General features: G+C 58.1%; 19 protein-coding genes. 1 reads left to right on the forward strand and 18 read right to left on the reverse strand.

Annotated elements, in window-relative coordinates:
• Positions 1-45: 45 nt before the first annotated feature.
• The 5 genes from J4772_RS22400 to J4772_RS22420 all read right to left on the reverse strand — a co-directional run bounded on the left by J4772_RS22400 (position 46) and on the right by J4772_RS22420 (position 5,487).
• Complete coding sequence (locus J4772_RS22400) at positions 46-987, reverse strand: metallophosphoesterase family protein (RefSeq protein WP_209071451.1); 942 nt, start codon at positions 985-987, stop codon at positions 46-48.
• A 31-nt stretch (positions 988-1,018) separates the two neighbouring features.
• A complete protein-coding gene (locus J4772_RS22405; protein ID WP_209071452.1) occupies positions 1,019-1,507 on the reverse strand; it encodes a DUF1904 family protein in 489 nt (162 codons plus the stop codon).
• An 84-nt stretch (positions 1,508-1,591) separates the two neighbouring features.
• A complete protein-coding gene (locus J4772_RS22410; protein WP_371822697.1) occupies positions 1,592-2,896 on the reverse strand; it encodes a D-arabinono-1,4-lactone oxidase in 1,305 nt (434 codons plus the stop codon).
• Positions 2,893-4,041: an amino acid deaminase/aldolase gene (locus J4772_RS22415; RefSeq protein ID WP_209071453.1), complete on the reverse strand. Its 1,149-nt coding sequence runs from the start codon at positions 4,039-4,041 to the stop codon at positions 2,893-2,895. The genes J4772_RS22410 and J4772_RS22415 overlap by 4 nt, the downstream gene beginning before the upstream one ends.
• Positions 4,042-4,110: 69 nt before the next feature.
• Positions 4,111-5,487 carry an aldehyde dehydrogenase gene (locus tag J4772_RS22420; RefSeq protein WP_116061582.1) on the reverse strand — a complete coding sequence of 459 codons (1,377 nt, stop codon included), beginning with the start codon at positions 5,485-5,487 and terminating at the stop codon, positions 4,111-4,113.
• 276 nt (positions 5,488-5,763) lie between these two features.
• On the opposite strand from J4772_RS22420, the gene J4772_RS22425 reads away from it, so the two are divergent.
• The gene (locus tag J4772_RS22425; RefSeq protein WP_209071454.1) at positions 5,764-5,982 is read left to right on the forward strand and encodes a hypothetical protein; all 219 of its coding nucleotides are present in this window, start codon (positions 5,764-5,766) and stop codon (positions 5,980-5,982) included.
• A gap of 31 nt (positions 5,983-6,013) precedes the next feature.
• Here J4772_RS22425 and J4772_RS22430 read toward each other — a convergent pair whose 3' ends face one another.
• From J4772_RS22430 to J4772_RS22490, 13 genes are all read right to left on the reverse strand, one after another.
• Positions 6,014-6,814: an ABC transporter permease gene (locus tag J4772_RS22430; protein ID WP_247740817.1), complete on the reverse strand. Its 801-nt coding sequence runs from the start codon at positions 6,812-6,814 to the stop codon at positions 6,014-6,016.
• Positions 6,795-7,574, reverse strand: coding sequence for an ABC transporter ATP-binding protein (locus tag J4772_RS22435; protein ID WP_209071456.1), 780 nt, complete (start codon positions 7,572-7,574; stop codon positions 6,795-6,797). Before J4772_RS22435 ends, J4772_RS22430 begins: the two co-directional genes overlap by 20 nt.
• 7 nt (positions 7,575-7,581) lie before the next feature.
• Entirely contained in the window at positions 7,582-8,595 is a 1,014-nt protein-coding gene (locus J4772_RS22440) for an ABC transporter substrate-binding protein (protein WP_247740818.1), read from the reverse strand.
• A gap of 81 nt (positions 8,596-8,676) precedes the next feature.
• Positions 8,677-9,342 carry a pentapeptide repeat-containing protein gene (locus tag J4772_RS22445; RefSeq protein ID WP_116061490.1) on the reverse strand — a complete coding sequence of 222 codons (666 nt, stop codon included), beginning with the start codon at positions 9,340-9,342 and terminating at the stop codon, positions 8,677-8,679.
• Positions 9,323-9,934 carry an RNA polymerase sigma factor gene (locus tag J4772_RS22450; protein WP_209071458.1) on the reverse strand — a complete coding sequence of 204 codons (612 nt, stop codon included), beginning with the start codon at positions 9,932-9,934 and terminating at the stop codon, positions 9,323-9,325. The genes J4772_RS22445 and J4772_RS22450 overlap by 20 nt, the downstream gene beginning before the upstream one ends.
• On the reverse strand, positions 9,915-10,841 hold the full coding sequence (locus J4772_RS22455) for an ABC transporter ATP-binding protein (protein ID WP_209071459.1): 927 nt from the start codon (positions 10,839-10,841) through the stop codon (positions 9,915-9,917). Before J4772_RS22455 ends, J4772_RS22450 begins: the two co-directional genes overlap by 20 nt.
• A 27-nt stretch (positions 10,842-10,868) precedes the next feature.
• Positions 10,869-13,658, reverse strand: coding sequence for an ABC transporter permease (locus J4772_RS22460; RefSeq protein WP_209071460.1), 2,790 nt, complete (start codon positions 13,656-13,658; stop codon positions 10,869-10,871).
• Positions 13,658-14,716: an efflux RND transporter periplasmic adaptor subunit gene (locus tag J4772_RS22465; RefSeq protein ID WP_247740819.1), complete on the reverse strand. Its 1,059-nt coding sequence runs from the start codon at positions 14,714-14,716 to the stop codon at positions 13,658-13,660. The genes J4772_RS22460 and J4772_RS22465 overlap by 1 nt, the downstream gene beginning before the upstream one ends.
• Positions 14,673-15,410 (reverse strand): ABC transporter ATP-binding protein, encoded by a 738-nt coding sequence (locus tag J4772_RS22470; RefSeq protein ID WP_209071461.1) that lies wholly within the window; start codon positions 15,408-15,410, stop codon positions 14,673-14,675. The genes J4772_RS22465 and J4772_RS22470 overlap by 44 nt, the downstream gene beginning before the upstream one ends.
• Positions 15,400-16,863 (reverse strand): extracellular solute-binding protein, encoded by a 1,464-nt coding sequence (locus tag J4772_RS22475; protein ID WP_209071462.1) that lies wholly within the window; start codon positions 16,861-16,863, stop codon positions 15,400-15,402. Before J4772_RS22475 ends, J4772_RS22470 begins: the two co-directional genes overlap by 11 nt.
• 521 nt (positions 16,864-17,384) lie before the next feature.
• Positions 17,385-20,234 carry an alpha-mannosidase gene (locus J4772_RS22480; protein WP_247740820.1) on the reverse strand — a complete coding sequence of 950 codons (2,850 nt, stop codon included), beginning with the start codon at positions 20,232-20,234 and terminating at the stop codon, positions 17,385-17,387.
• A gap of 21 nt (positions 20,235-20,255) precedes the next feature.
• A complete protein-coding gene (locus tag J4772_RS22485; protein WP_116061496.1) occupies positions 20,256-21,152 on the reverse strand; it encodes a carbohydrate ABC transporter permease in 897 nt (298 codons plus the stop codon).
• A 21-nt stretch (positions 21,153-21,173) separates the two neighbouring features.
• A complete protein-coding gene (locus J4772_RS22490; protein WP_209071463.1) occupies positions 21,174-22,088 on the reverse strand; it encodes a carbohydrate ABC transporter permease in 915 nt (304 codons plus the stop codon).
• Between the last annotated feature and the right edge of the window lie 2 nt (positions 22,089-22,090).

Here is a 22,090-nt window from a genome sequence, read left to right on the forward strand (position 1 = left end):
GCGGAGGAGTTGATGCGGAGATAAAAAACTGTGGAGCCTTTCAGCCTATGCCCGCGAAAACCAGCTCGGCCAGTGGCGATGAGGGTGATCGACCTTGTGGCCGTTCGCTAGCCGAAGCCATGTCGAGAAGCCCTCCTCTCCGTCGCGGAGCCGGATCACCCGCGCCCCCCTCCGGTGGAACCAACGGCCATAGGTGTTGTAGCCGGTCGCTCTGCCGTAAACCAGCTTGATGCCTCTCAGTTCGCCGAAATAATCGTTAGAATGATCGTGCCCGCAAAATACGCCCGTCACGCCTCCGGTCTCCACCAGCGCGGAGAACAGCCCCGAGTTGACCCGAGGAGCGTGCACCTTCTCGTGACGATGACCGTTGCAGACGCTGGTATTCCATACTTCGCGATACTCCGGGAGCGGAATATGCTGGAACAGCAGCGCCGGAACCGGAGTCCCCCCGTTGGCCCGCCGCAGCGCGCTCGCCTGTTCGCGATACCAAGCGATCTGATCCGCGCGAATCCAATCGTAGCCGCCCACGGACGGAAGCTCCGAGTACGCGCCGCTGTCGAGAAAATAGAGCGCAGCACCCGTTTGTCCCGCCGCATTGCCGATTCGCGCGACAAAGTTGCCGACCCCGGAGACATTGTCCGGTCCCGGTTCGGCAATCGCGCCGCTTAGCTCCAACTGCGCACTCATCAGTTTCTGCCGCGAGACGGCCCCTTCGCTATCGTGATTGCCGAAGACTGTCGCCCACGGAATTCCGCTGCCGGCGGAGACGGACAGCGCATCGCGGAAAGAGCTAACCGGGTCGGCGCAGCGCAAGCTGTCGATAATGTCGCCGGTCAGCACGATCAAATCGGGACGTTCCTCCTCCAGTACGCGCTCCATCAAAGCGCGGGTAAGCGCATCCTTCCTGCCGCCGTTCGTCCAGTGCAGATCGGTGAACTGCACAATCGTGAACGTGCCGTCGGAACGAAATTCCAAGCTGCTTCCCATGCTTCCAACCCAATCCTCTCTCTAATGCCGTCTACTCTCTTAGCGCATCGTAAAGCTTGCTAGACATACTTGATCCCATGCCGGCCGACTTCGAAGCGAGCGTTTTTCGCGCCTTGTGCAGCTCGTCCTTGAGCCGCTTATTTTCCTCCAGCAGCGATTCCGTTTCCCGTTCTACCGATTCCGCAGCCGGTTCCCTTAGCGACTTTCCGTTGGCGTAATAGCTTTCCCTCTCATAATTGCGGAAGGCAATTTCCAGCTCCGGCACGCCCAGCGAACGGATATGGCGATCGATGCAGGCCGCGGCGAGATCCCTTACGGCTGTGCCCCGGTCGAACCAGGCTACCTCGACGAAGGGGTAAGAGGGAACAACTTTCCCTTCGAATAGGGCGGTCGTATGCACACACTCCAACAAAATATAATCCTCCGGGCACCGGCACACGGCTGCCAGCTCCGCGACAAGAGTTTCGCTGATCGCGCGAACCTGCTCCGGATTTACGCCCCTGAACAACAGATGAGGCATCTATACGTACACTCCTTTTTTTCCAATTCATTCGGTCCCGCTCTTCGACGGGTCTTTAGTTCCTATTATAGCCTAAACCCTAGCTTAATCCTCGAACAAGTCTCGCAAATAAGGTGTCAGGAATATCCCGTCGGGATCTAATTGTCTGCGGCATTCCTGAAACTTATCCCACATCGGGTAGGCCTTGCGCAGCTCCGCCGCTTTCAAGGAATGCAGCTTGCCCCAGTGCGGACGCCCTCCGTGCCGCAGAAAAATCCGCTCCATATCCGCAAAATAACGCTCATGAGGCATACCTCGGTACATATGAATGGCAATATAGGCAGAATCCCTGTCGTAGGCGGGACTCAGCCAGATTGGATCGCCCTTGGCGAAGCGGCACTCAATCGGAAAATGAACGCGATAATTGCCGCGCTCCATCTGCTCACGCATCTCTCGAATGACCGATTCCATCGCCTCGGCCGGCAAATTATACTCCATTTCGTTAAAACGGACAAGCCGCTTCGTCGCGTATACTCGGTGGCTTAGCCCCACCTTGCTGGCCGTCGGAACGACTGCGGCGCACAGTCGGCTCACCGGGGCGCTCAGCGGAGGAACCCAGCGGCATAGTCCGGACAAAGCGCCGAACACCCCGTTCTCCAACACAAGATCGCTCAAATAGCCCGATAGCTTATCCGGAACGACGGGTTCCTCCGTCTCGTTCATCATTTTCAACTGGCATGGCTCCGCGTACGGAAACCAGTAAAATTCGAAGTTGCGATGATTGCGCGCCAATTCGTCCAAACGCTGAAGACAGTCGGACAGCGAGACGCGGGCGCTCTCGTATTTTAACTTATAAGAAGGCCGCAGCCTCAGCGTTACTTGAACGATTATCCCCAATGCGCCCAGCGAAATCTGTAAAGCTCTAAACAGCTCGGGATGAGAGGTTTCGGTTACGTCCAGCACTTCGCCGGTTCCGGTCACAACGGTTAAGCCGATCACCTGCGTCGAAATGTTCCCGAACGTCAGTCCGGTTCCGTGCGTGCCGGTGCTGATCGCCCCGGCGATCGATTGCACGTCGATATCGCCAAGGTTCTCCTGTGCCATGCCCTCCGAATAAAGCAGCTCGCCGAGCATCCTCAGCTTCGTTCCGGCCCATACCGTCGCCGTACAGGCTTCCTTATCCACTTGCAGAACGCCCTGCATTCGATCCAGGGAGACGAAGACGTCGTCCGACGCGGCGACAGCCGTAAACGAATGCCCCGAGCCGACGACGCGCAGCGTTCTCCCTTCTCTACGGCATAGTCCGACCGCTTCCGCAACCTCTTCGATGTGCAAGGGATACAGAACCGTGCGCGGAGTCGCGCTCACGAGCCCCGACCAATTTCGCCACTTGCGACCGCTCTTCATCATAAGAAGTTTTCCCCCGTCCCCCTATAGGTCGCGTAACGATCGACGACAGCGCCGTTCGAGATGACATACAAGGAGTCGAATCGTTCGCACAGCTCGCCTGCCTTAGCATGACGGAAAAACACGGGATCGCCCAGCGCAAGCGCCGGTTCCGACTCCCCCTTGCGGCGGAGCGGCGTCTGCACCTCCCCCGCGCCTTCAAACGGCATCAGTTCAAGGCCTGCCGGCAAAAAGGGCCGCGGCAGCTTCGATCTCTCCGCCGCGCCGGAAGCGACATATCCTCCCCCCATGCAGGTAACGATGTCCGCTCGCGGCCTTCTGACGACCTCAACCGCAAACCCGGCGGCCGGAGCATAACGGAATCCGCGGTAATCGTCGAACAGTCCCGGAGAATAAAATCCCGAGCCGGCTGTCAGCTCAGTGACGACCTCTTCCTCCCTGGAGCTGGCTAGGCTGCCTGTGCCTCCCGCGTTCACGAGACCGGGGGCCGCGCCCATCGAACGAAGGTTTTCCACGACGGCTTTCCTGCGCGCTGCCACCTCGCGGATCGAGCGTTTTTTCAGCAATCGAATCAAGCCGTTCTTTAACGAGGCTCCCGGAACGTTATCGCCGACTCCGGCGATCTGCGCTTCGTATCCCATCACGCCTTCGAGCCATACCGATTCGGATCGGACAATCCGCTCCGCAACCGGACGCACGCTATCCCATCCGCTCAGGGGAGAACGCCACACGCCAAAGCGCAGGCCCGGATAGTCGGACGACATGTCGATATCGAGGCATAGCGGAACGCGCACTCCTCTCGCCCGGGCAATTCCTTCGATTCGTTCGACATGCTCGAGACAATCCGTCATGAAAACGATGCGGCGCCCTTCTCCAATCCACTCGACCAGCCTCTCAATGCCCGATGCCTGCCATGTCGGATAGCCGAGCAGCAGATTATCGAACCCTTTTTCCGCCAGAAAACAAGCCTCCTCCGCAGAGTAGCACATCACGCCCTCGAACCGGTCGTCCGCATTGAGAATGTAGCGAAGCGTCTCCACGGAACGAATCGACTTGCTGGCGATGCGGATGGTTTTGCTTCCGGCCGCGGCTGCGATCCGGCGAATATTCAGATCCAGCAAATCCCGGTCCAAATAAGCGAACGGCATCGGGATATTCGCAAACGCTTGCTTATATATGGCATAATCGGGCGTCAGAAGGATCTTCCTCTCGTCGTATTATCGAAGCAGCTTGCGTATGATATTTAAGCCGTTTTTGGCTTTCGGATACCGAAACGGAAAATCGAAGCGGCTTGTCTGCTTCAACACGCTTTTGTAATGAGAGAACGTCCGGAAGCCGTGCTCTCCGTGATAGCTGCCGAGTCCGCTCGTCCCCACGCCGCCGAACGGCAAATACGGCGTGCCCAGATGCATAAGCGTATCGTTAATGCAGCCCCCTCCGAACGGTACCTCGCGGATGATATCCTGCTGGAATCGGGCGTTTTCCGAAAAAACATACAGCGCAAGCGGCTTGGGATTTGCCCGTACGATCGCCAGCAGCTCCTCGGTCGTCTCGTATTCGAGTACGGGCAAAATCGGGCCGAAAATCTCCTCTCGCATGACGCGCGAGTTCGTGGATACGCCCTCTAGCAGCGTCGGAGCGATTTGCAGCGCTTCGTCGTCGGTCTGACCTCCGTAAGCGATGCGGCCTTCCTCCAAGTACCCTAGCAATCTGCGATAGTGCCGCTCGTTGACGATCCGCCCGTAATCAGGGTCGCGAAGCGGCTCCTGCCCGTAAAAGGCTTCGACAGCGTTGGCGATTTCCTTAAGCAGCTCTGCCTTCGCCTCTTTGTGCACGAGCAAATAGTCGGGCGCGACGCATGTCTGTCCGGCATTCGTCAGCTTGCCGTAGACGACCCGCTTCGCGGCAAGGGCGAGACGAGCATCCTTGTGGACGATGCACGGGCTTTTGCCGCCGAGCTCCAGCGTGACCGGGACAAGCTGCTTCGCGGCAGCCTCCATCACGATGCGTCCGACCTGCGGGCTCCCGGTAAAAAAGATATGATCGAAAGGGCGCTTCAACAGCTCCGTGCTGACGGACGCTTCTCCTTCAAGTAACGCCACGTATTCGGGACGGAACGTTTCGCGCACAAGCGCCGCCAGCGTACGTGAGGTGGCCGGCGCCATCTCCGACGGCTTCATGACGATCGTATTGCCGGCGGCGATCGCCGAGACGACCGGAACGAGCATCAGGTTCACCGGATAATTCCAAGGACCTATAATAAGCGTCGTTCCGTAAGGCTCCGGAACAATTCGGCTGCTTGCTCCGAAGTGAGTCATCGGCGTACGGACCCTGTCCGGCTTCGACCAGCGGCGAACATGCCGCAGCGCGATTCTGATTTCCGAAAGTACGATGCCGATCTCCGTTGTATACGCTTCCGCTTCCGATTTGTTCAAGTCCCGCTTCAGCGCGTCAAGCAGCTTCGGCTCGAAGCGCAGCACCGCTTCCCGCAGTTTGATCAGCTGCTCCCGGCGGAACGGGATCGACCTCGTCTCTCCCGTCAGGAAATACTGCTTTTGCCGCTCTACGACGGCGTCTATTTCACTAGGTTCGATGGCTTGAATCGAATTTTGAGCATTCAACGCATTCTCTCCTTCGTCGACTCTTGGCCGCTCCGGTTTCAATCTGATTATCTAGGTAAAAGGACCCTGCTGTAAAGAGTTTTCTGACAACTTCAGCTGCATGGCACGCCTTATTTCCTCTTGGCGCTGCCGCTTCCGCTCGATAGTATCGTGTTGCGTGCTTATTCGCCTCGCCCGACAGCATCTCCCCTGTTGCCATACGCGTTTTAGATAAGTTATGATCATATTATGAAACGGAGGAATAAACCTATGAGCAAATCCCACACAAAAAAGCGTAAAAAAGAGGCCATGCAAGCCGGACTCATCGATCCCGAGCTGAATCGCCTGCACTGGCACAGAAAGCCGCAAACGCAAATTGTCATGAACAAAAAAGCAGAACAGCGCCGCACGCAATGCCGCCGTAAGGGCAGCCGCGAGGGCGCTGATTTTTTTGTCGCGATATCGTTGCTCCGGGAGGTAGCCTCATGAATTTCGTTCATCGTTCTGCGGAAAAGAAAGATTACCCCTCATGATGATAGCGACGACGGGCCAGCAGCTCCAGCAAATTCACCACGCCGTACAATAGAGCGGAGAGCAGCGCCAACATGGCGATACTGACCATGACGAGCGTCATTTGGAACACCTGTCCGCCATAGATGATCAGATAGCCCAGCCCCGCCTTCGACGAGAGAAACTCGCCCATCACGACGCCGACCAAAGTAAGCCCGACATTGACCTTCAGCGTGGCGATAAAATAAGGAATGCTGGCCGGAAGCAGCACCATTCGCAGCATCTGGCCGCGCGTCGCCCCGAACGATTCCATCAGCTTCAGCTTCGTTTTGCTAATCTCGCGAAAGCCGCTCTCCACCATTATGATCGTCACGATGATCGAGATCGCCACCGCCATGCCATAGATCGAGTAGCGATCGCCAAGCCAAATGTAGAAAATCGGACCGAGCGCCACCTTGGGCAGCGCGTTAAGCACAACGACGTACGGCTCCAGCACCTTGGAGGCAAAGGTCGACCACCAGAACCCGACGGCGATGCCCGTACCGAGCAGCATCGACACGACGATGCCGACAAGCGTTTCCCAGCCGGTAATCCAAGTGTGCCTTAACAGGCTGCCCTCGAAGGCCAGCTCCCGAAACGCGGACGCAAGCTGCGAAGGGCGGCTCGTCAGCATCGGATCGATCCAGCCCGAACGGGCGGCGAACTCCCATAAACCCAGGAAAGCGGCGAGCACGGCCAGACGCGATAACAACACCAGTCGCTGCCCGCGCTTCTGAAGGCGCAAATAACGTTCATAAAGCGGAGACGACATGGCCATCCAGCTCCTTCCAGATCGCATTGAACATGTCGTTGTAGCCGTTCGCTTGCCTTTTCTGCCACGGCGACAGTCCCACGCTCTCCTCGAAGCGAATCTCGTGAACCGCCGAAATCGTGCTTGGCCGCTGCGACATGACCATTACCCGGTCGGTCATGCTGATCGCCTCGGACAGATCGTGCGTAACGAGCACGGCCGTTTTCCCCTGCTCCTTGATGATGCGATGCACCTCGTCGGACAGCTTGAGCCGAGTCTGATAATCCAAAGCGGAGAACGGCTCGTCAAGAAGTAAAATGTCCGGTTCCGCCACAAGCGTACGGATCAGCGCGACCCGCTGACGCATTCCCCCGGACAACTGGCCCGGTCCATGCGAAGCAAATCCCCCAAGCCCGTATCGCTCCAGCAGCTCCAGCGCCTTGCGCCTCGCTCGCCCGCGATCCATCCGCCGGATCTCCGCGCCGACAAGCAAATTGTTCAGCACGTTCCGCCATTCGAACAGATGGTCGTGCTGCAGCATGTAGCCGACTTTGCGCGAAGGGCCGGACACGTCCTCTCCGTCGATGCGGACTCTCCCCTTGGTCGGCGCAAGCATGCCGGAGACAAGGGAGAGCAGCGTGCTCTTGCCGCAGCCGCTCGGCCCGACAATGCTGATAAACTCCCCCTGGCCGATCGACAGATTCACGTCGCGCAGCGCCTCGGTTTCCTGCTTCGGCGTAAAATAGCTTAGCCCAACTTCGTTCAGCTCGATGTGCGCCATGGCCTCATCATTCCGTTTTCCCGAGTTTGTACACGAAGCTCATGTCGACGACATCGCCCATGTTCGCGATCCGCTCCGCGTCCTTCAGCACGCCGTTAGCGATCAGCACATTTTGCAGCGTATCGAATTGATCCTGCGACAGCTCCGGGTTCGTCGGCCAGGTTCCCTGATTTTTATAGCGATGCACCGATTGCAAAATAAGCTCCTTCGAGGTTCCTTCGAAGAACGGAGCCAGCGCCTCCGCAATCTCGTCGTCCGAAGCGGTATTCAGCCACTCTGCGCCCTTGGCGACTGCGCGAACAAAACTTTGAATGACTTCCGGATTGCTCTTAATGTAATCCGACGTGGCGACGTACGATGTCTCCGGGAACGCTCCGAACGCTTCGCCGAGCGAACCTACGTAATGAGCTTTCCCTTCCTGAACGAGCATGGAAGCCACCGGCTCGAACAACTGAATGAAATCGCCCTGTCCGCTCGTGAATGCGCCCGCCATTGCCGGGGAAGCGATGTTGGTGATCACGTTAACTCCGGACACTCCCTCTTGAAGCAGCGTAGAATTCAACACCATCTGCGGCGCGCTTCCGGGCCGCCAGCCGATGACCGTTTTGCCGCTCAGGTCGCCCCACTTGAAGTCGTCCAGCTTCTCGCGCGACAGCAGGAACGAGCCGTCCTTGGCCGTCAGCTGATGGAAAACTTTAAGCGTCTTCTCCCCCTTCTGGTTGAAAATGTAGATCGTTGTCTCCGGTCCGACCAGCGAAATGTCCGCCGTTCCCGCAAGCAAGGCGGCCGCGCCCTTGTCCGAGCCCTGCGCCGTATTCATATCGACGTTAAGCCCTTCATCCTTGAAAAAGCCCTGAGACATAGCCACATAGTGCGGCGCGTAAAAGATCGAACGGATGACCTCGGAAAATTTGACCGTCTTCAGCTCTCCCGACTTGCCTCCGTCCTTTCCGCAGGCCGAGACGGCCAGCGCGACAAGCGCAGCCGCCAGCAGCATTGCCCATCTGCCCTTGTTCCTCATCCTTATTCTCTCCCTCATGAAAAAAAGCTTTGAATAGGTATTATCCTATTCAAAGCCGAGGGCAGGCGTTCATCCGCCGAGTCAGTCGTCCTTCAACACAATGCCGAGCAGATGGGCCACGCCGGATAGCTGGTCCGTTCTCATGATGCAGCCCTGCAAATCTTCCAACGTCGAACTGAGCGTCCGAAACTCGCAGCTGCTCAAATCGATCCCCTTCAGCTTCGCGCCGACGAGCTGAGCCTGATCAAGCTCGCATCGCGAAAATTCCGTCTGATTCAACTGCGCCTCGTAGAAATCGGACTTGTCGAAATTGCCGTCGCGAAAGGCGACATATTTCATATCCGCAAAACGGAACATCGCATATTGGCCGAAGCATTCCTCGAATTTGACGTTGCGAAGCGTCGCCGTCGACAGGTCCAGGCCGAGCATTTTGCAATGATTAAACTCCACCCGGTGCAGCACCGCATCGCGGAAAACAACGTTGGACAGATCGCAATGATCGAACACGACGTCGACGAACTCGGCGCGCTCCAGAGTCACGTTGTCGAACGTCACCCGATCGAATACGACGCAGTCGAACAGCACTTTGTCCGCCGACTGATTCGAAACCGTACCGGGAACGAACCGACACGTCTCGAACGGCATTTTGTCCTCCATCTCATAGTCGCTCACCGTCAAGTCCGCCAATGCGAACGGTTCGAGCAGCCGCGGCGCCTCCGGCGCGTTTTTATCTTTTTTCGTTGCCATTCCTTCCAGCCTCCGATCGAATAGTAGAACACTCTCGTCCTATTATGGACGAAATCCGATCGGTTGAGAAGCTCTTTTTTCGAACATTCGTTCCCCATACGTCGCTATCTTCAAGCAGCCATTCGGACAATTGCCTTTTGCCTCGATGGATATCCGACTTGACGGTGTTTTCCGGATAATCGAGCAGCCTGGAGATTTCTCCGCTTCCGGCCTGTTTATACAATCTCATGTACAAGGCCGTCCGTTTTCGGAGCTTGAACCTCAGAAGCAATCGCTGTACAGCGCTCTCGAATTCCCGGTCGAGCGCCGCTTGCTCGGGGGCGGCGAACTGCGCGAACGGAATAGGCTCAAATCGCAGTCCTGCGGTGCGCTTGCGGCGTCGCCACTGGTCCACGAACAGCCGGTAACCCGTTAAGGCCATCCATTCCTTCGCGTGCTCCGGCAGCCGATCCTGCAGACACAGCCGCACGAACACCTCCTGCACCAGATCGGCGGCTTCCTCCCGATTGCGGGTCAGTCGAAGCATGAATTTGTTCAAGTACTGAGCGTGCTGCACATACAATTCGGCTAATTCAGCTTGTTTCCGTTCCATCCTTTCGTCCTCCTGCGATCTGCCCGTCGACACCGGCTGCCGAACCCGGCGGACCGAGGATCACCCTCCTTCCGTCGAATTCCAGCACCGCTTTCCCTTCAACGCCCATTGCGTCTAAATAGCTCTTCGGAATCTGCAGCCGTCCGGCCCGATCGAGCACGACGAATTCCTCGTGACGATCCCCGAACGCGTGGGGCGCTCCCGGGACCTCGTTCTCTCCGGTCTCCCCCTCCCGCTTCACCCACTCCGTGCTCGTCATGCCGTCCCGAATGGCGACGACGCGATCGACCTTATCCGCGACGGACAGATCGTGGGTGACGATGACGATCGTGACCCCGAATTTCCGGTTAAGATTGCGGAAAATATCGAGCACCCTTTCGCCGGTGGCGCTGTCTACCGAGCCCGTCGGCTCGTCGGCCAGCACGAGCGACGGCCGGTTGGCCAACGCGATCGCGATCGCGACTCGCTGCTGTTCCCCTCCGCTCAGCTGCGCAAGACGGCTGCCCATCCGATGCTCAAGCCCGACCGCGGCCAGCAATTGCTTGGCATAGGCGCGATCGGCTTTCCCCCGAATTAGCATCGGCAATTCGACGTTGCGTAAAGCGGATAGATAGGGAACTAGGTTTCTTCCGTTATTTTGCCAAATAAATCCGACGGTCCCGCGCTTATATTCAATCAACTGCTCCGGAGTCATTTTCAGCAGATTCCACTGCCCTACGATCGCCTGTCCGGCCGAAGGACGGTCCAAGCCTCCCAATATATTCAGCAAGGTGGACTTGCCGCTCCCGCTATTGCCGATAATCGCCATCATCTCGCCGTCTTCGACGGTCAGATTCAGTCCTTGCAGCGCCACGACTTCGACGTCGTCGGTTTTGTAGATTTTGACCAACCCTTCGCAATGAATCATCGCTTCGCCTCCTTGTTCGCGCCGTCATTATCTCTCCTCGCCCAGCTTGACGGCTTGCGTAATTCGCAATCTCCGCAGCTGCAGGACGAGCAAGCAGGCGCCTGCGGCAAGCATGATTCCGGTCGCCGCGTACAGCTTCATCGTATCGTCCGAATCGAAAACGATCCGAAACGGCGGCACCTGCCGGCCTGCCTGGTCTCCGCTTTGGAGGAAGGGCAGAAACAGCCGGCTCGCGAGCGTGCCTAGCCCAAGCCCGGCGGCAACGGACAAGCCGGTCGTGAACAGCTGCTCGAGCAGCAGCATGCCGGTCACCTGAACGCGCGACAGTCCCATCGCCCGCAAAATGCCAAGCTGTACCGCTCGGCGGGACAAAGCGAAAAACCAAAAGATCAGATAGCCTAGCAGCGAGATCAACAACGAGATGAGAAAACCCAGGCTCAGAATACCGAATACGCCGCCCTGCGCGGGATGGTTGCGCCGATCGATCAGTTCTCCGCGCACGTCGTCGGCTTGCACAACCGAGATTCCCCGCTCGGCCAGCGTCTCGAGCGCAGGAGCGAGCTTCGCCCCGTCCTCCATGTTCAACCAGACGTCGTAAGGTATTTTCTCGGTCTGCTGATAAATATAATCGAGATTGGCCACCAGGAAGGGGGATTCGTCGGGATACAGACTCGGCCAATACGGGACGATCGCGACAACGACCAGGTCTAGCGGTTCGTTGCCGTAACCGATCCCGACGCGAATCGGATCGCCAGGCTGCAAACCGTACCGCTCGGCAAAAGCCGCCGAGACGAGCGCCGCTTGCTCCGTCTGGCCAAGCGCATCGAGATAGATGTAAGGATGAAGCGGAAACAGATCCTCCCGGAACCAAGCCGCGCCGGCAAAATCCGTGTTGTCGATGCCGAAGAGCCGAACGTTGCCGGCCGCTTTGCCGCCGACAGAGGCTTTGCCGGTCGCCGACAGAACCCGAGCGGCCGCCTCCACGCCCTGCAGATCTCGATAAGCCTGAAACGAGGGCTCGTTGTAATAGAGTTTGTTCGCGTCGTTCTCGTCTTGAATGCCTTCCCACGCCGTCTTCAACACGACATCGCTTCCGTATTGGTATAACGCCCGATCGTTCGCATTAACGTCCATCGTCCGTGCCGCCGAAGCGTTATATACGCCGAGGCCGATCGTCAAGATCATCAGAATCATCAACGGGTAAAAGGTCGCAGCAGATCGCGACAGCTGCGTTAGCGTCAGGTACATCGTAACCGGCACGCGATTGTTCATCACGGCGCTCCACGCGCGCAGCATTAGCGGGAACAGTCTGAGGCACAGCAGCCCCGCCGCAAACAGGAACAACGCCGGCAGAACGAACAGAATCGGCTGAATGCCCGCTTCGTTGTCCGCGCCGCCGGCAAGAGGGACACGGCCGGCGTTCAGCAAGTACCACCCGGCCGCGCACGCCGCCAGAAGCGCAAGGTCCGCATACCATCGCTGCCAGAGAGGCGGTCGGTTCGAGTTCGCCCGTCGTCGAGCATGCTCGACGACGGAAGTGCCGGCGTGCGCGCGAATCGGCATCGCCGTGGCGACGACCGCGAGCAAAGTCGCCGTGCCGCCGAACAACCATGCGGCGTCGTTCCAGCCGACCGGAATCGACTTGCGGCCCACGAACGAGAGAAATCCGCTGGAGGAACCGATCGTCTTGGCCATGAACCAGGCGAGGGCGAGACCGGCAAGGAGCGCGACACAACCGAGAATCGCCGCTTCGATCGCATAGAGCGCGACAATCTGACGCGGACTGGCTCCCCGGCTTTGGAGCACCGAAATGTCTCCCTTCTGCCGGTCCAACGCCTGCTTCGCGTTCAGCGTGACGTAGTAGAGCACCATCGCCAGCACCGGAGCGGCCAGCGCGAACAGCATCGCCTGCAGCAAGACGCTCTGGCGGTTGAACTCATGAAGCAGGTCGAGAAACGACAGGTTCACTTTCGTATTCTCTAACATCCGATGCAGCTCGATCTCCAATCGGCTTAATTGCCCGATTAACGAGGACAGATCTCCGATGCGGATCTCGCTGAGATCGAAGGCGTAGAACCAGTCGGCCGAATCGAGGGCGAGCCGCTGGTCTTCAAGCAGCGCTCCCTCCATCGTGACGCGGGTTACGAGCAGCGTATCGGCCAGCTTTTCTTTGCCGTCGATGGCCCAGCTCAGGTCCGTCTCATCCTTCAATTCATACGCCCCGACAAGCCGGACGCTAAGCCGCCTCGTCTTCCCGTCGGCGTCTTTGGCATCGTAGGCCAGCGTATCGCCGACCTTCCAGCCGTAGCGGCTTAACGTCTCGTGAAGGACGAGCGCTTCAACGACTCCGTCCTTCATGCCGTCCCGCGGCATGCGACCCTCCTTAAGCTCGATCTTCTCCTCGACTCCGCTCTGCTCCGCCAGCTCCATTCGGGCAAGCTGCGCAGAGCCCTCGCCCGAGGCCGTCTGAACCTTCCGCACGGTGGAAGGAGGCAGGGCGGTTCGGCTCGAGAACGCCTCCGTCGGAAATCCGATGCGCCCGGGCAGCTCCTCCCGAATCCAACGATCCGCTTCGGCGAGACCTTCCAGATCGGTCTCCTTGGCGACGCCGGATTGAAACTTCATATACAGAGAGCCGGCCGGCAAGCCTTTCGTCTTCTCCGCGAGCGAATTGGCGACCACGCGCTTCAATGTGCCGTCGGCGTACATCGGAATGCTCATCGCGAACGCCGCAGCTACAGTGAGCCCAAGCAGAGTGCTGATCGTAAACCAGCGGTTCTGCCACATTTTCAGAAACAGGTAGACGAGAATCCGCATTATTTTCCCACGACCTTCTGGCCTTCCTCCAGCCCTTTAATGATTTCGACGGCCGTCGAGGTCTGCATGCCGATCTCCACGTCCACCTCGCCTTTGCTCCCGTCAGGATTAGTTACGAGCACGTAATTGCGACTATTCTGTTTTCGCAGCGCCGCCGGGGGAATGTACAACGCATTCTCCCTTCTCTCGACGGTCACGGCGGCGGTCAGCGGATTGCCGTGCAGCGCTGTCGCCGGGAGCTTGCCGACCTCGATCAACGCGTACGCATCCAACGTATCTTCGTCCTTGGGATCCGTGCTTACCGGCAGCCTTCTCACCGTTCCCTGCAAATCTCCGGCTGCGTTCAGCGACACCTTTGCCTTCATGCCCGGAGCGATATTTTTAAGATCGCCGCTATTAAATCGCACGGCTACGACGAGAGAGCTTAAGTCGGCGATTCGCCCGATTTTCTCGTACGCTTTGGCGAAGTCCCCTTTCTCCGCCGTGAAGCTGACGATCGTGCCGTCGTAAGGGGCGAGCAGCCGCGATTCGGCCTTTTGCTCCCTCAACTTGGCCAACTCGTGCTTCATCAACTCGTACTCGAGCTGCCTCTTGCGCAGAGAGATATCCTGATCGGTCGTCGATTCCCGAAGCGCGGCTTTCATGTCCAGCTCCGCCTTCTCGATGTCGATCTCTTTGCGAACGATCTGGCTCTCCAGATCTCCCGAGTCCAGCTCGGCCAACACCTGATCTTTCTTTACCCGATCTCCCGCTTTTACCCGAACGTCGATGATCCGGCGGTTGTCGACCGTGAATACCAGATTCTCTTCCCGGTCGGACATCAGCTTGCCGCTTCCGCTTGCGGTCTGCTCCAGAGCCCCGCGCTTGACGGGATATTCCGGCTTTTGCGAGATTTTCGGCGTGCGGATCTCGGGCAGTTTCTCCGGCTCCTCCTCCTGGGGCAGCAAGGAACAACCGGCCAACATCGCGATCATTGCCGTCCAGGCAAGCGCTTTGACGGCCGTACGCCCGGCTTTAGTCCGGAACGATCCGGCCGTCGACCATTTGATAGACAACATCCGCCGCCCCCCATAGTGTAGAATCATGCGTCGTCATGCAGATCGCCATGCCTTCCCGATCCGCGATGTCTCGAAACAAGGCAATGATGCGAGCGGCCATCACCGAATCGAGCTCCGCGGTCGGCTCGTCCGCCAGCAAGACGCGCGGCTTATGCGCGATCGCCTTGGCGATCGCCGCCCGCTGCTGCTCGCCTCCGGACAGCTCGGACGGACGATGGCTCGACCGCTTCGCGAGCCCGACAAGATCCAGGCATTCCTCCGCCCTTCCTCGCCATTCCAATCGCGGAAGCTTCGCCATTCGCATGCTCAGCTCCACATTCTCCTTTACCGTCAATAACGGCAATAGCGCGAACGATTGAAAAATAAAACCGATCTCCTTGCGGCGGACGACGGTCAGCTGCTTATCGCTCCAGCGGGACAAGGAGCGATCCCGGAATACGACTTCGCCTTCGGTCGGCCGGTCGAGACCGCCGAGCAGGTTCAACAAGGTCGTTTTTCCCGAGCCGGATCGGCCCCGCAGCATCGTTAACCGTCCGGACCCTATGGACATCTCGATGCCTCTCAGCACCTCTACTTGCCGACCGCCGGCAAGGAATGATTTGCGAACATCCCGCGCTTCAAGGCAAGGCGCCGCGATCGGCTCCGGCTTCGAGATTTCCGCCGCGCACGCGACTCCGTTCTCCTCACTCCGCATCGGCTTTCGCTTTCGTCAGTTGATCCTGGCCTTGCGTCTGCAGCGTCTGCAGCGCGTCGTCAAGCGAAGCGGTTCCGTCGACGACCTTCTTGATTTGCTCCGTCGCAAGCTTCGAGAACGACTCCGCGAAACCGTTCGGCAGCGCTTGAAGCATAGAACGGGTGTCGGCTTTCAGCGCATAGAAGGCATCCACGTTTTTCCCGTTTCCTTCTTTCTTGTACGCCGTTCTGGCCGAGAGCGCGGGAGACGATTTCGACCCTGTTTTAGCTAGCTGCTCTCCGTTTACGTATTTCAGGAACTCCCACGCCGCGGCAGTGTTCTCCGAAGACGCGTTTATGGAGAATACGCTGTCCAGCCCCATGCCCCCGGCGATATCCGGCTGGGAAGGATCAACCGGAATCGTTACAACGTCCCAGTCGATCTCCTGCGGCATATTTAAAGGCTTCATACCGCCGGAATCCTTGCTCGTCGCCGACTGCCCCATTCGGATAGCCCCTGAAGACACCGCGTCCAACATGCTCATCATCATCGGTCCGTCGATCGTCATCGCCGCTTTTCCGGACATAAAGCTGACCGAATCTCCGCCGAAGCTGACCGTCGTCTTGCTGCCGCCGGTGCTTCTCATCGCGACCATCCCGCCCTTGCCGGAGCCGTCGGAAGGAATAACAATGCTGCCGGATTTATACCCGTCTATCACCGATTGGAAGATCTCCTTCCACTCCGGAGAAGCGATCGATACCGTCCCGGTTTCGGAATCCGCATAGAGGAGACCTTTGGCCTCGCCGATCGAACGGATCAAGCCGAATGAGTCCGCGACCGACATCGAAGGCGCCAAGCCCGCCAACGCGTCGTCTCCTTCCTTCTTGGCGGGGAAACGCGCGGCCAACTGTATTACTTCATCCCAGCTCATTCCATCCGTCGGATACGGGATTCCGTTCTGATCGAACAGCGTTTTGTTGTAGTAGAGCGCCTGGCTGGCGAAGCTCGGGCTCAACCCGTACAGCTTGCCGCCTCCGCGCGCTTTCAGCAGTTCGACGACGGAGGGAAGAAAGCCGTCCAGATCGAATTCGTCCTGCTTCACGACGGCGTCGAGATCGTATAGCGCCCCTTTTCCCGCCAGCGACGCGTACTGCTCCTCCGTCAAATACATCGCATCGGGCTGCTGCTCCGCGAGAATCTTCTCCATCTCCGCAACCGGATCTTCCGCGTCAAATACGGACTCCGTCGAGACGACCTCGAGCTCGATATTCGGGAACATCGCCTGAAAAGCGTTGCCGTATTGCATGAAAAACGCCTCTTCGTTGAAATACGCCACCTTCAGCGTCCCTTTATCCTCCCTGCCCAGCTTGCCGACCGATCCTTTGCCGCCCGACGATGTACACGCCGATAATGTCACCATCAGCGTTAGCGCCCCGATTGCAATTCCGGTCCTTCCGTTCCAACGTCTCTTCATTTCTCTCACCCTTCGTCGATTGATCTGCTTCCTAGGGCGTGTATGCATACTCCGAGGATAGTAGACTTTGTTGAAAGATACCTCTGAGCGGGTTTGCATACACGCCCTAAGCCAGTATGCTTTCGTTTTCTTAAAAATCGGTTAGAGCCGCTGGATGGAAGTTTCAATATGGCCGGGATGGGGATCGAGACAGTTTTAAACGACCCACCCGAGCTAATGTTGGACGAAGAGGTATCTGGGAGGGACTTATTCGATCTGCTCGAGCCGATGCCGGGGTCATAGGTATCTGGGAGGGACTTATTCGATCTGCTCGAGCCGATGCCAGGCAGATACGTAACGGTCTTAATGATCCACCCGAGTCGATGGAGAAAAACATCGGCACTCGGGTGGTGGGGGAGTCAGGACGGCCATGATCGGGTCTCTAGGAGATAGATAACCCTTTCTTTGTAATCGATCTTCTCAAGCAACTCTGCTTATGAGACAGCCCCTTCCAATAGGAAGACGTCACTGTTCTCTATTTATTACTGAAATTCAACGCAGATCGTCGCGGCCGAGTAAGCTTCCACGTCGAACGACACGGAACGGTCGTCTAAGCATACGGACTCCGCGGGCGAGATTCGGCGCTCGTTCGTATCCACGAAATACGCGGCGGTAGGCTTAGCGAACAAGAGCAACGAAGCGGTCGTCCGCCGTCCGTCCGTTTCGTACGCGCGCACGATCCAGCGCTTCCCTTTGCGCTCCTCCGGCATTTTCACCGCGGACACGGCTACCGTGCCTTCCGTCAGCTTGAGGAAGCCGGAGTCGAGCGCCAAGGCCCCCGGGTGCGGCGTTCCCGAAAGCGCGCTAAACGGATGATTAAACCGGTATGCCTTCTCGATTCGTTCGCGAACCGAGGAAGTCGGATCGACGAGATCGATCGCGAAGCTCATCCGATGATGGTTGCCGAGCTCCGGATACGGGTCCGGGTCGTACGAGCTGCGAATCAACGAAAGCGACAACGACCGATCGGTCCCGCGAAAGCCGTATTTGTTGTTCGTGACGAGCATCAGGGACGGCTTGCCTGGTTTGCCCGAATCCCGGCGCAAGCCGATCGCCCAGCTGTTAGCCGGAACGTCCATGTCGAGCGGCTTGCGCTCCGTCGTTCCGAACGGCACGTCGTACTGGTAGGAATCGCATTCGTAGCCCAGCGGCCAATGGAAATTGAGCTGGGGGATGCTGCTGTCCGCCGTGCCGATCTCGTGCCAATCGCACTCCGCCCGGAAATCGAGGCGAGAGCTGCCTCGGTCAAGCGAAACGGCGACCTTCAGCTTGGAGCGGCCGAATTCGAGCTCGTATTGCAAAGTCTGCCGTACCGGCCCTTTCCCGCCCCATTTCAATTTGACGTTCTCGTGCACACTTGAGACATTCATATAACGACCGACCCACCAGGAGCTCATCCCTTTGCCGGGATCTTCCTGAATCAGTCGGAACAGGCCCGCGGGGCGGGACGGGTCAACCAGCTGCTCTCCCGTCGTTTTGTCGATCATCGAGACGATCGTCGCGTTCACGGGGTGGAAAGTTACCCGGAGCCGCTCGTTCTCCAGCTCGAACGCCTCGACGCGGTCGACCCGCGGATCCGTCGGCAGAAACGGGGTCCAGGCCTCGTCTCCTTCGCTTACGGTATAGGTGCTATAGCCGCAAGCAGGCGCTTTGGCTTGGACGAGCAGCCGCATATAGCGATGTCCCCAATATTTGTTGAAGCCTTGATCGACGACTTGATGCGGCGTTTCGTTCCCTCCGCTATCCCTGACGACCGGCGAGCGTCCCGGCTCGTTCCAGTCCCATAGTACGATTTCCGCCGTCTCTTCGCGATCGTGCGCGGAAGGATTGAAGAAATGGACGATCCGCGTGCTGCCGCGGCCGCGCTCGACTTGCGTCGGCTTGAATTCGGAGGCTCCGAAGCCGACTCCGGCTCCTTCCGATATCGTCCGCTTATCGTCTTCAACCGCCAAGCCCGACGTATCGATCGAGGCGGCGATCGCTTCGAGCGCCAGCTTGCGGTTCGTGCCCGCGATCGCCATCGCGTTCTGGAACAGCCCGAGTGCATGCTCGCGGGTTTCCAGAACGCCGGAGCCCGGGAGGATGTCGTGAAACTGGTTGAACAGCACGTCTCTCCACGCCTCCTCAAACGAGGCTGACGGGTAATCGATTCCGGTCGCAACCGACGCAGCGGAGGCGAACGTCTCCGCTTCGTTGAGCGCGGCTTCCCCGGCGCGGTTGGCCGTCTTGATTCGGCTCTGGGACGTGTAGCAGCCGGTGAAGACGAAGTTTTGCTCCCCGGTGACGACCGGCAGCTTGTCGGCAATCGATTCGACCTGCTTAAAATACTCGGCATAGGTGCCAAAGCGGATGCGCGGATAGATCGGCCAGTCGTTCATGTCCTTCAAGCGTTCCAAATCCCGCCGGGTCGGACCGCCTCCGTGATCACCGACCCCGTACACGTTCAAATACGTTTTCAGGCCGGTGCGCCGGCCTATTTCCGGGACGTACGAGCCAAGCGCCGCCTGCGCGTAATCGTTGTACCAGGTCGGCTCGCGGTAGGCGATGACCGACTTGCCCGACGGTGCCACCCAGCGGTATAACACTTGCTCGTCGTTGCCGCGGCAATGATAGTAATAGCCGACGCCTCCGTTCGCCAGAATTTCCGGTACGTGAACGCTGTGGCCGAAGGTGTCCGGCTCGAAATCGAGATTTAAGCCGTCAGGGTCGAGATCGAACAGCCGGGCCAGATAACGCTTTGTATATAGCAGATGGCGGGACAAGCTCTCGCCGCTGGGCATGTTTTTGTCCGCTTCCACCCAATGGGAAGCCGTCACCTCCCATCGCCCTTCCCGAACCCTTTCTTTAATTTCCGCGAGCATATCGGGAGCATGCTTCTCGACGATCCGGTAGATGGACGCCTGCGATTGCGAAAAAGTAAAGTCGGGGTACTCGTTCATTAAGTTCAGCATCGTTCTGAACGTATCGCTCACGATCGACACCGTCTCGTCCCAGGACCACATCCAGTTCATATCAATATGGGCATGCGCCACGCACAGAATCTCGTAGCTTTTCGCTTCATGAGCCAGCGCGCCGAGCAATCCCTCAGCCTGCAAGGCCGCTTGCCGGGCAATGAAGCCTTCGTCCTCGATCCTTTCCTCCGCAAAGGTCAGCGCCCGTTCGATCAAGGCGGCGTGTCGGCCTCCTTGCACTTTCGAAAGCTCGTGGGCGAATACCAGTTGGGAGATTAGCCGTTCTCCCCAGTACCCGCGATGGGAAGCGATTTTGTCGTCAAAATAATGCTTTGGCGCATGTCCGAGAAGTTTCCTGAGTCTTGAATCGATCGATTTCACGCATAATCCTCCAATCGCTGTTTACCCTTTTACGCCTACCATGGCGAAGCCTTGCACGAAGTATTTTTGCAGCCACAGATACACCAGAACGGGCGGAATCATCGCCACGGTCGACAGCGCGAAGATCGCCGGATAATCCGGAGCCTGGCCGGTGGCGAATTGCCGGGACAGCAGTAAGGCGACGCCCGTGGCGATCGTTTGTTTGTCCAAGCTGTGAATGGCCACGAGCGGCCACAGGTAATCGCTCCAGATCGCGACGAAGGCAATGATCGTGCCCGCGACCAGAATCGGGACCACCATCGGCAGGTAGATCAGGAAAATTCTTCGGAATGTACCCGCTCCGTCTACTCTTGCCGCTTCTTCGTATTCGTATGGGAGCGAGTCCAGCATCTGTTTCATCAAGAAAAGACAATATAGCGTAATATAGCCGAACAGTCCGCCCACCAGAAGCGCTCCCCAGCTGTCGATCATGCCGTGCCCGCCCAGTCCGTTCCACCCGTTGCCTCCCGCGAGCGGCCATCGTGCGAACAGCAGATATGTCGGGATCAACGTCACCGTCGAGGGAATCATCATTAACGTCAGCAGCAGGAGGAATACGGCGTTTCTCCCCTTAAACCGGAGCTTGGAAAAGACGTATCCGACGACCAGCGCAATCAAGGCGGTCATCGTCACGAACCAGACGCCGCGCAGCAACGTGTTGAAGAACATCCTGAAAATTTGCGGATCTCCCAACGCTTGGGCATACCGTTCAAAATGCCATTCCGTCGGAAGCGGGACGACCAGCGTCGCATAATAGTCCTGCTGCGTCCCGACGGAAGCAAGCAGTTGAAACAAAAACGGATAAAACATGATCAAACTTCCCGCGACGAGCACTCCATAGATCGCGAGTCTTTCCGGCCACGACCGTTGTCGCGCCATGGATACCGCCTCCTTTCCCATTTAAACGATGCCGCGCTTGGAATTCCGATATTGCATGATCGTGAAAACCAAGGTCGCAAGCAGCACCATCACCGACGACGCGCTGGCCATGCCGAAGCTGAACCCTTGGAACGCGTCCTGATAGATGCGGTATAAAATAATGTTCGTCTCGCCGTTCGGCCCGCCGCGCGAGATGAGCTGCACCGGCTCGAAAATCTGAAAGCTGCCGATGATGCCCGTCACGAGCACGAACATCGTGATCGGGCGCAAGGAAGGGATCGTGACGTGCCACAGCGTTTTCGCTTTACTTGCCCCGTCTACGCGAGCGGCTTCGTACAAAGTCGTATCGATTCCTTGAAGTCCCGCCAAATAGATGACGACCGTTCCCCCAACACCCTTCCAGACGGTCAGAAGAATGATCCAGAAGCTCATCCAGAGCGCGCTCGTCTGGAAGACGATCGGCTCCATGCCGAACCTTACCATCATCTGTTTCAGCAGACCGTCAACGGGATTCAGCACTGCGACCGCCATCTGCGAGATGACGGCGAACGGAACGAGCGCCGGCAAATACCAGATTGTACGGATCGCCGAGCTTCCGATCACCTTCTGGTTGAGAAGGACCGCGATCAGAAAGCCGAGCACAGTCGTAAAAAACAGGCAGATGAGGCCGTAAACTCCCGCCCTGGCCAGCGAGGCCAAGTAATCCCCCTGGTTAAAAAAAGTAACGTAGTTTTTGAGTCCTACCCAGATCGGCCCTCCTTCCAGCCCGTTCCATTCCGCGAAAGACAAATAAACGACGAACAGGGCCGGAAAGACGGAAAAGATCGCGAAGCCGAGAAGGACCGGAAACAGGATCGAGTAGCCGATAACGCCGTCCCGGTTACGCCGCAACGACAAGCGAAACCGGGAGGTTGACCCTAAGCGGGGCTGATTCATTG

Origin of the sequence: Cohnella sp. LGH, from assembly GCF_017671885.1 — a bacterium.
GTDB lineage: Bacteria > Bacillota > Bacilli > Paenibacillales > Paenibacillaceae > Cohnella > Cohnella phaseoli.

Bases quoted from the DNA above. Each gene is read 5' to 3' on its own strand.
- J4772_RS22435 (WP_209071456.1), bottom strand. From the start codon at position 7,574: ATGGCGCACATCGAGCTGAACGAAGTTGGGCTAAGCTATTTTACGCCG.
- J4772_RS22430 (WP_247740817.1), bottom strand. From the start codon at position 6,814: ATGTCGTCTCCGCTTTATGAACGTTATTTGCGCCTTCAGAAGCGCGGG.
- J4772_RS22440 (WP_247740818.1), bottom strand. From the start codon at position 8,595: ATGAGGAACAAGGGCAGATGGGCAATGCTGCTGGCGGCTGCGCTTGTC.
- J4772_RS22400 (WP_209071451.1), bottom strand. From the start codon at position 987: ATGGGAAGCAGCTTGGAATTTCGTTCCGACGGCACGTTCACGATTGTG.
- J4772_RS22425 (WP_209071454.1), top strand. From the start codon at position 5,764: ATGAGCAAATCCCACACAAAAAAGCGTAAAAAAGAGGCCATGCAAGCC.
- J4772_RS22475 (WP_209071462.1), bottom strand. From the start codon at position 16,863: ATGAAGAGACGTTGGAACGGAAGGACCGGAATTGCAATCGGGGCGCTA.
- J4772_RS22455 (WP_209071459.1), bottom strand. From the start codon at position 10,841: ATGATTCATTGCGAAGGGTTGGTCAAAATCTACAAAACCGACGACGTC.
- J4772_RS22490 (WP_209071463.1), bottom strand. From the start codon at position 22,088: ATGAATCAGCCCCGCTTAGGGTCAACCTCCCGGTTTCGCTTGTCGTTG.
- J4772_RS22465 (WP_247740819.1), bottom strand. From the start codon at position 14,716: ATGTTGTCTATCAAATGGTCGACGGCCGGATCGTTCCGGACTAAAGCC.
- J4772_RS22485 (WP_116061496.1), bottom strand. From the start codon at position 21,152: ATGGCGCGACAACGGTCGTGGCCGGAAAGACTCGCGATCTATGGAGTG.
- J4772_RS22470 (WP_209071461.1), bottom strand. From the start codon at position 15,410: ATGCGGAGTGAGGAGAACGGAGTCGCGTGCGCGGCGGAAATCTCGAAG.
- J4772_RS22405 (WP_209071452.1), bottom strand. From the start codon at position 1,507: ATGCCTCATCTGTTGTTCAGGGGCGTAAATCCGGAGCAGGTTCGCGCG.
- J4772_RS22445 (WP_116061490.1), bottom strand. From the start codon at position 9,342: ATGGCAACGAAAAAAGATAAAAACGCGCCGGAGGCGCCGCGGCTGCTC.
- J4772_RS22460 (WP_209071460.1), bottom strand. From the start codon at position 13,658: ATGCGGATTCTCGTCTACCTGTTTCTGAAAATGTGGCAGAACCGCTGG.
- J4772_RS22415 (WP_209071453.1), bottom strand. From the start codon at position 4,041: ATGCCGTTCGCTTATTTGGACCGGGATTTGCTGGATCTGAATATTCGC.
- J4772_RS22450 (WP_209071458.1), bottom strand. From the start codon at position 9,934: ATGGAACGGAAACAAGCTGAATTAGCCGAATTGTATGTGCAGCACGCT.
- J4772_RS22410 (WP_371822697.1), bottom strand. From the start codon at position 2,896: ATGATGAAGAGCGGTCGCAAGTGGCGAAATTGGTCGGGGCTCGTGAGC.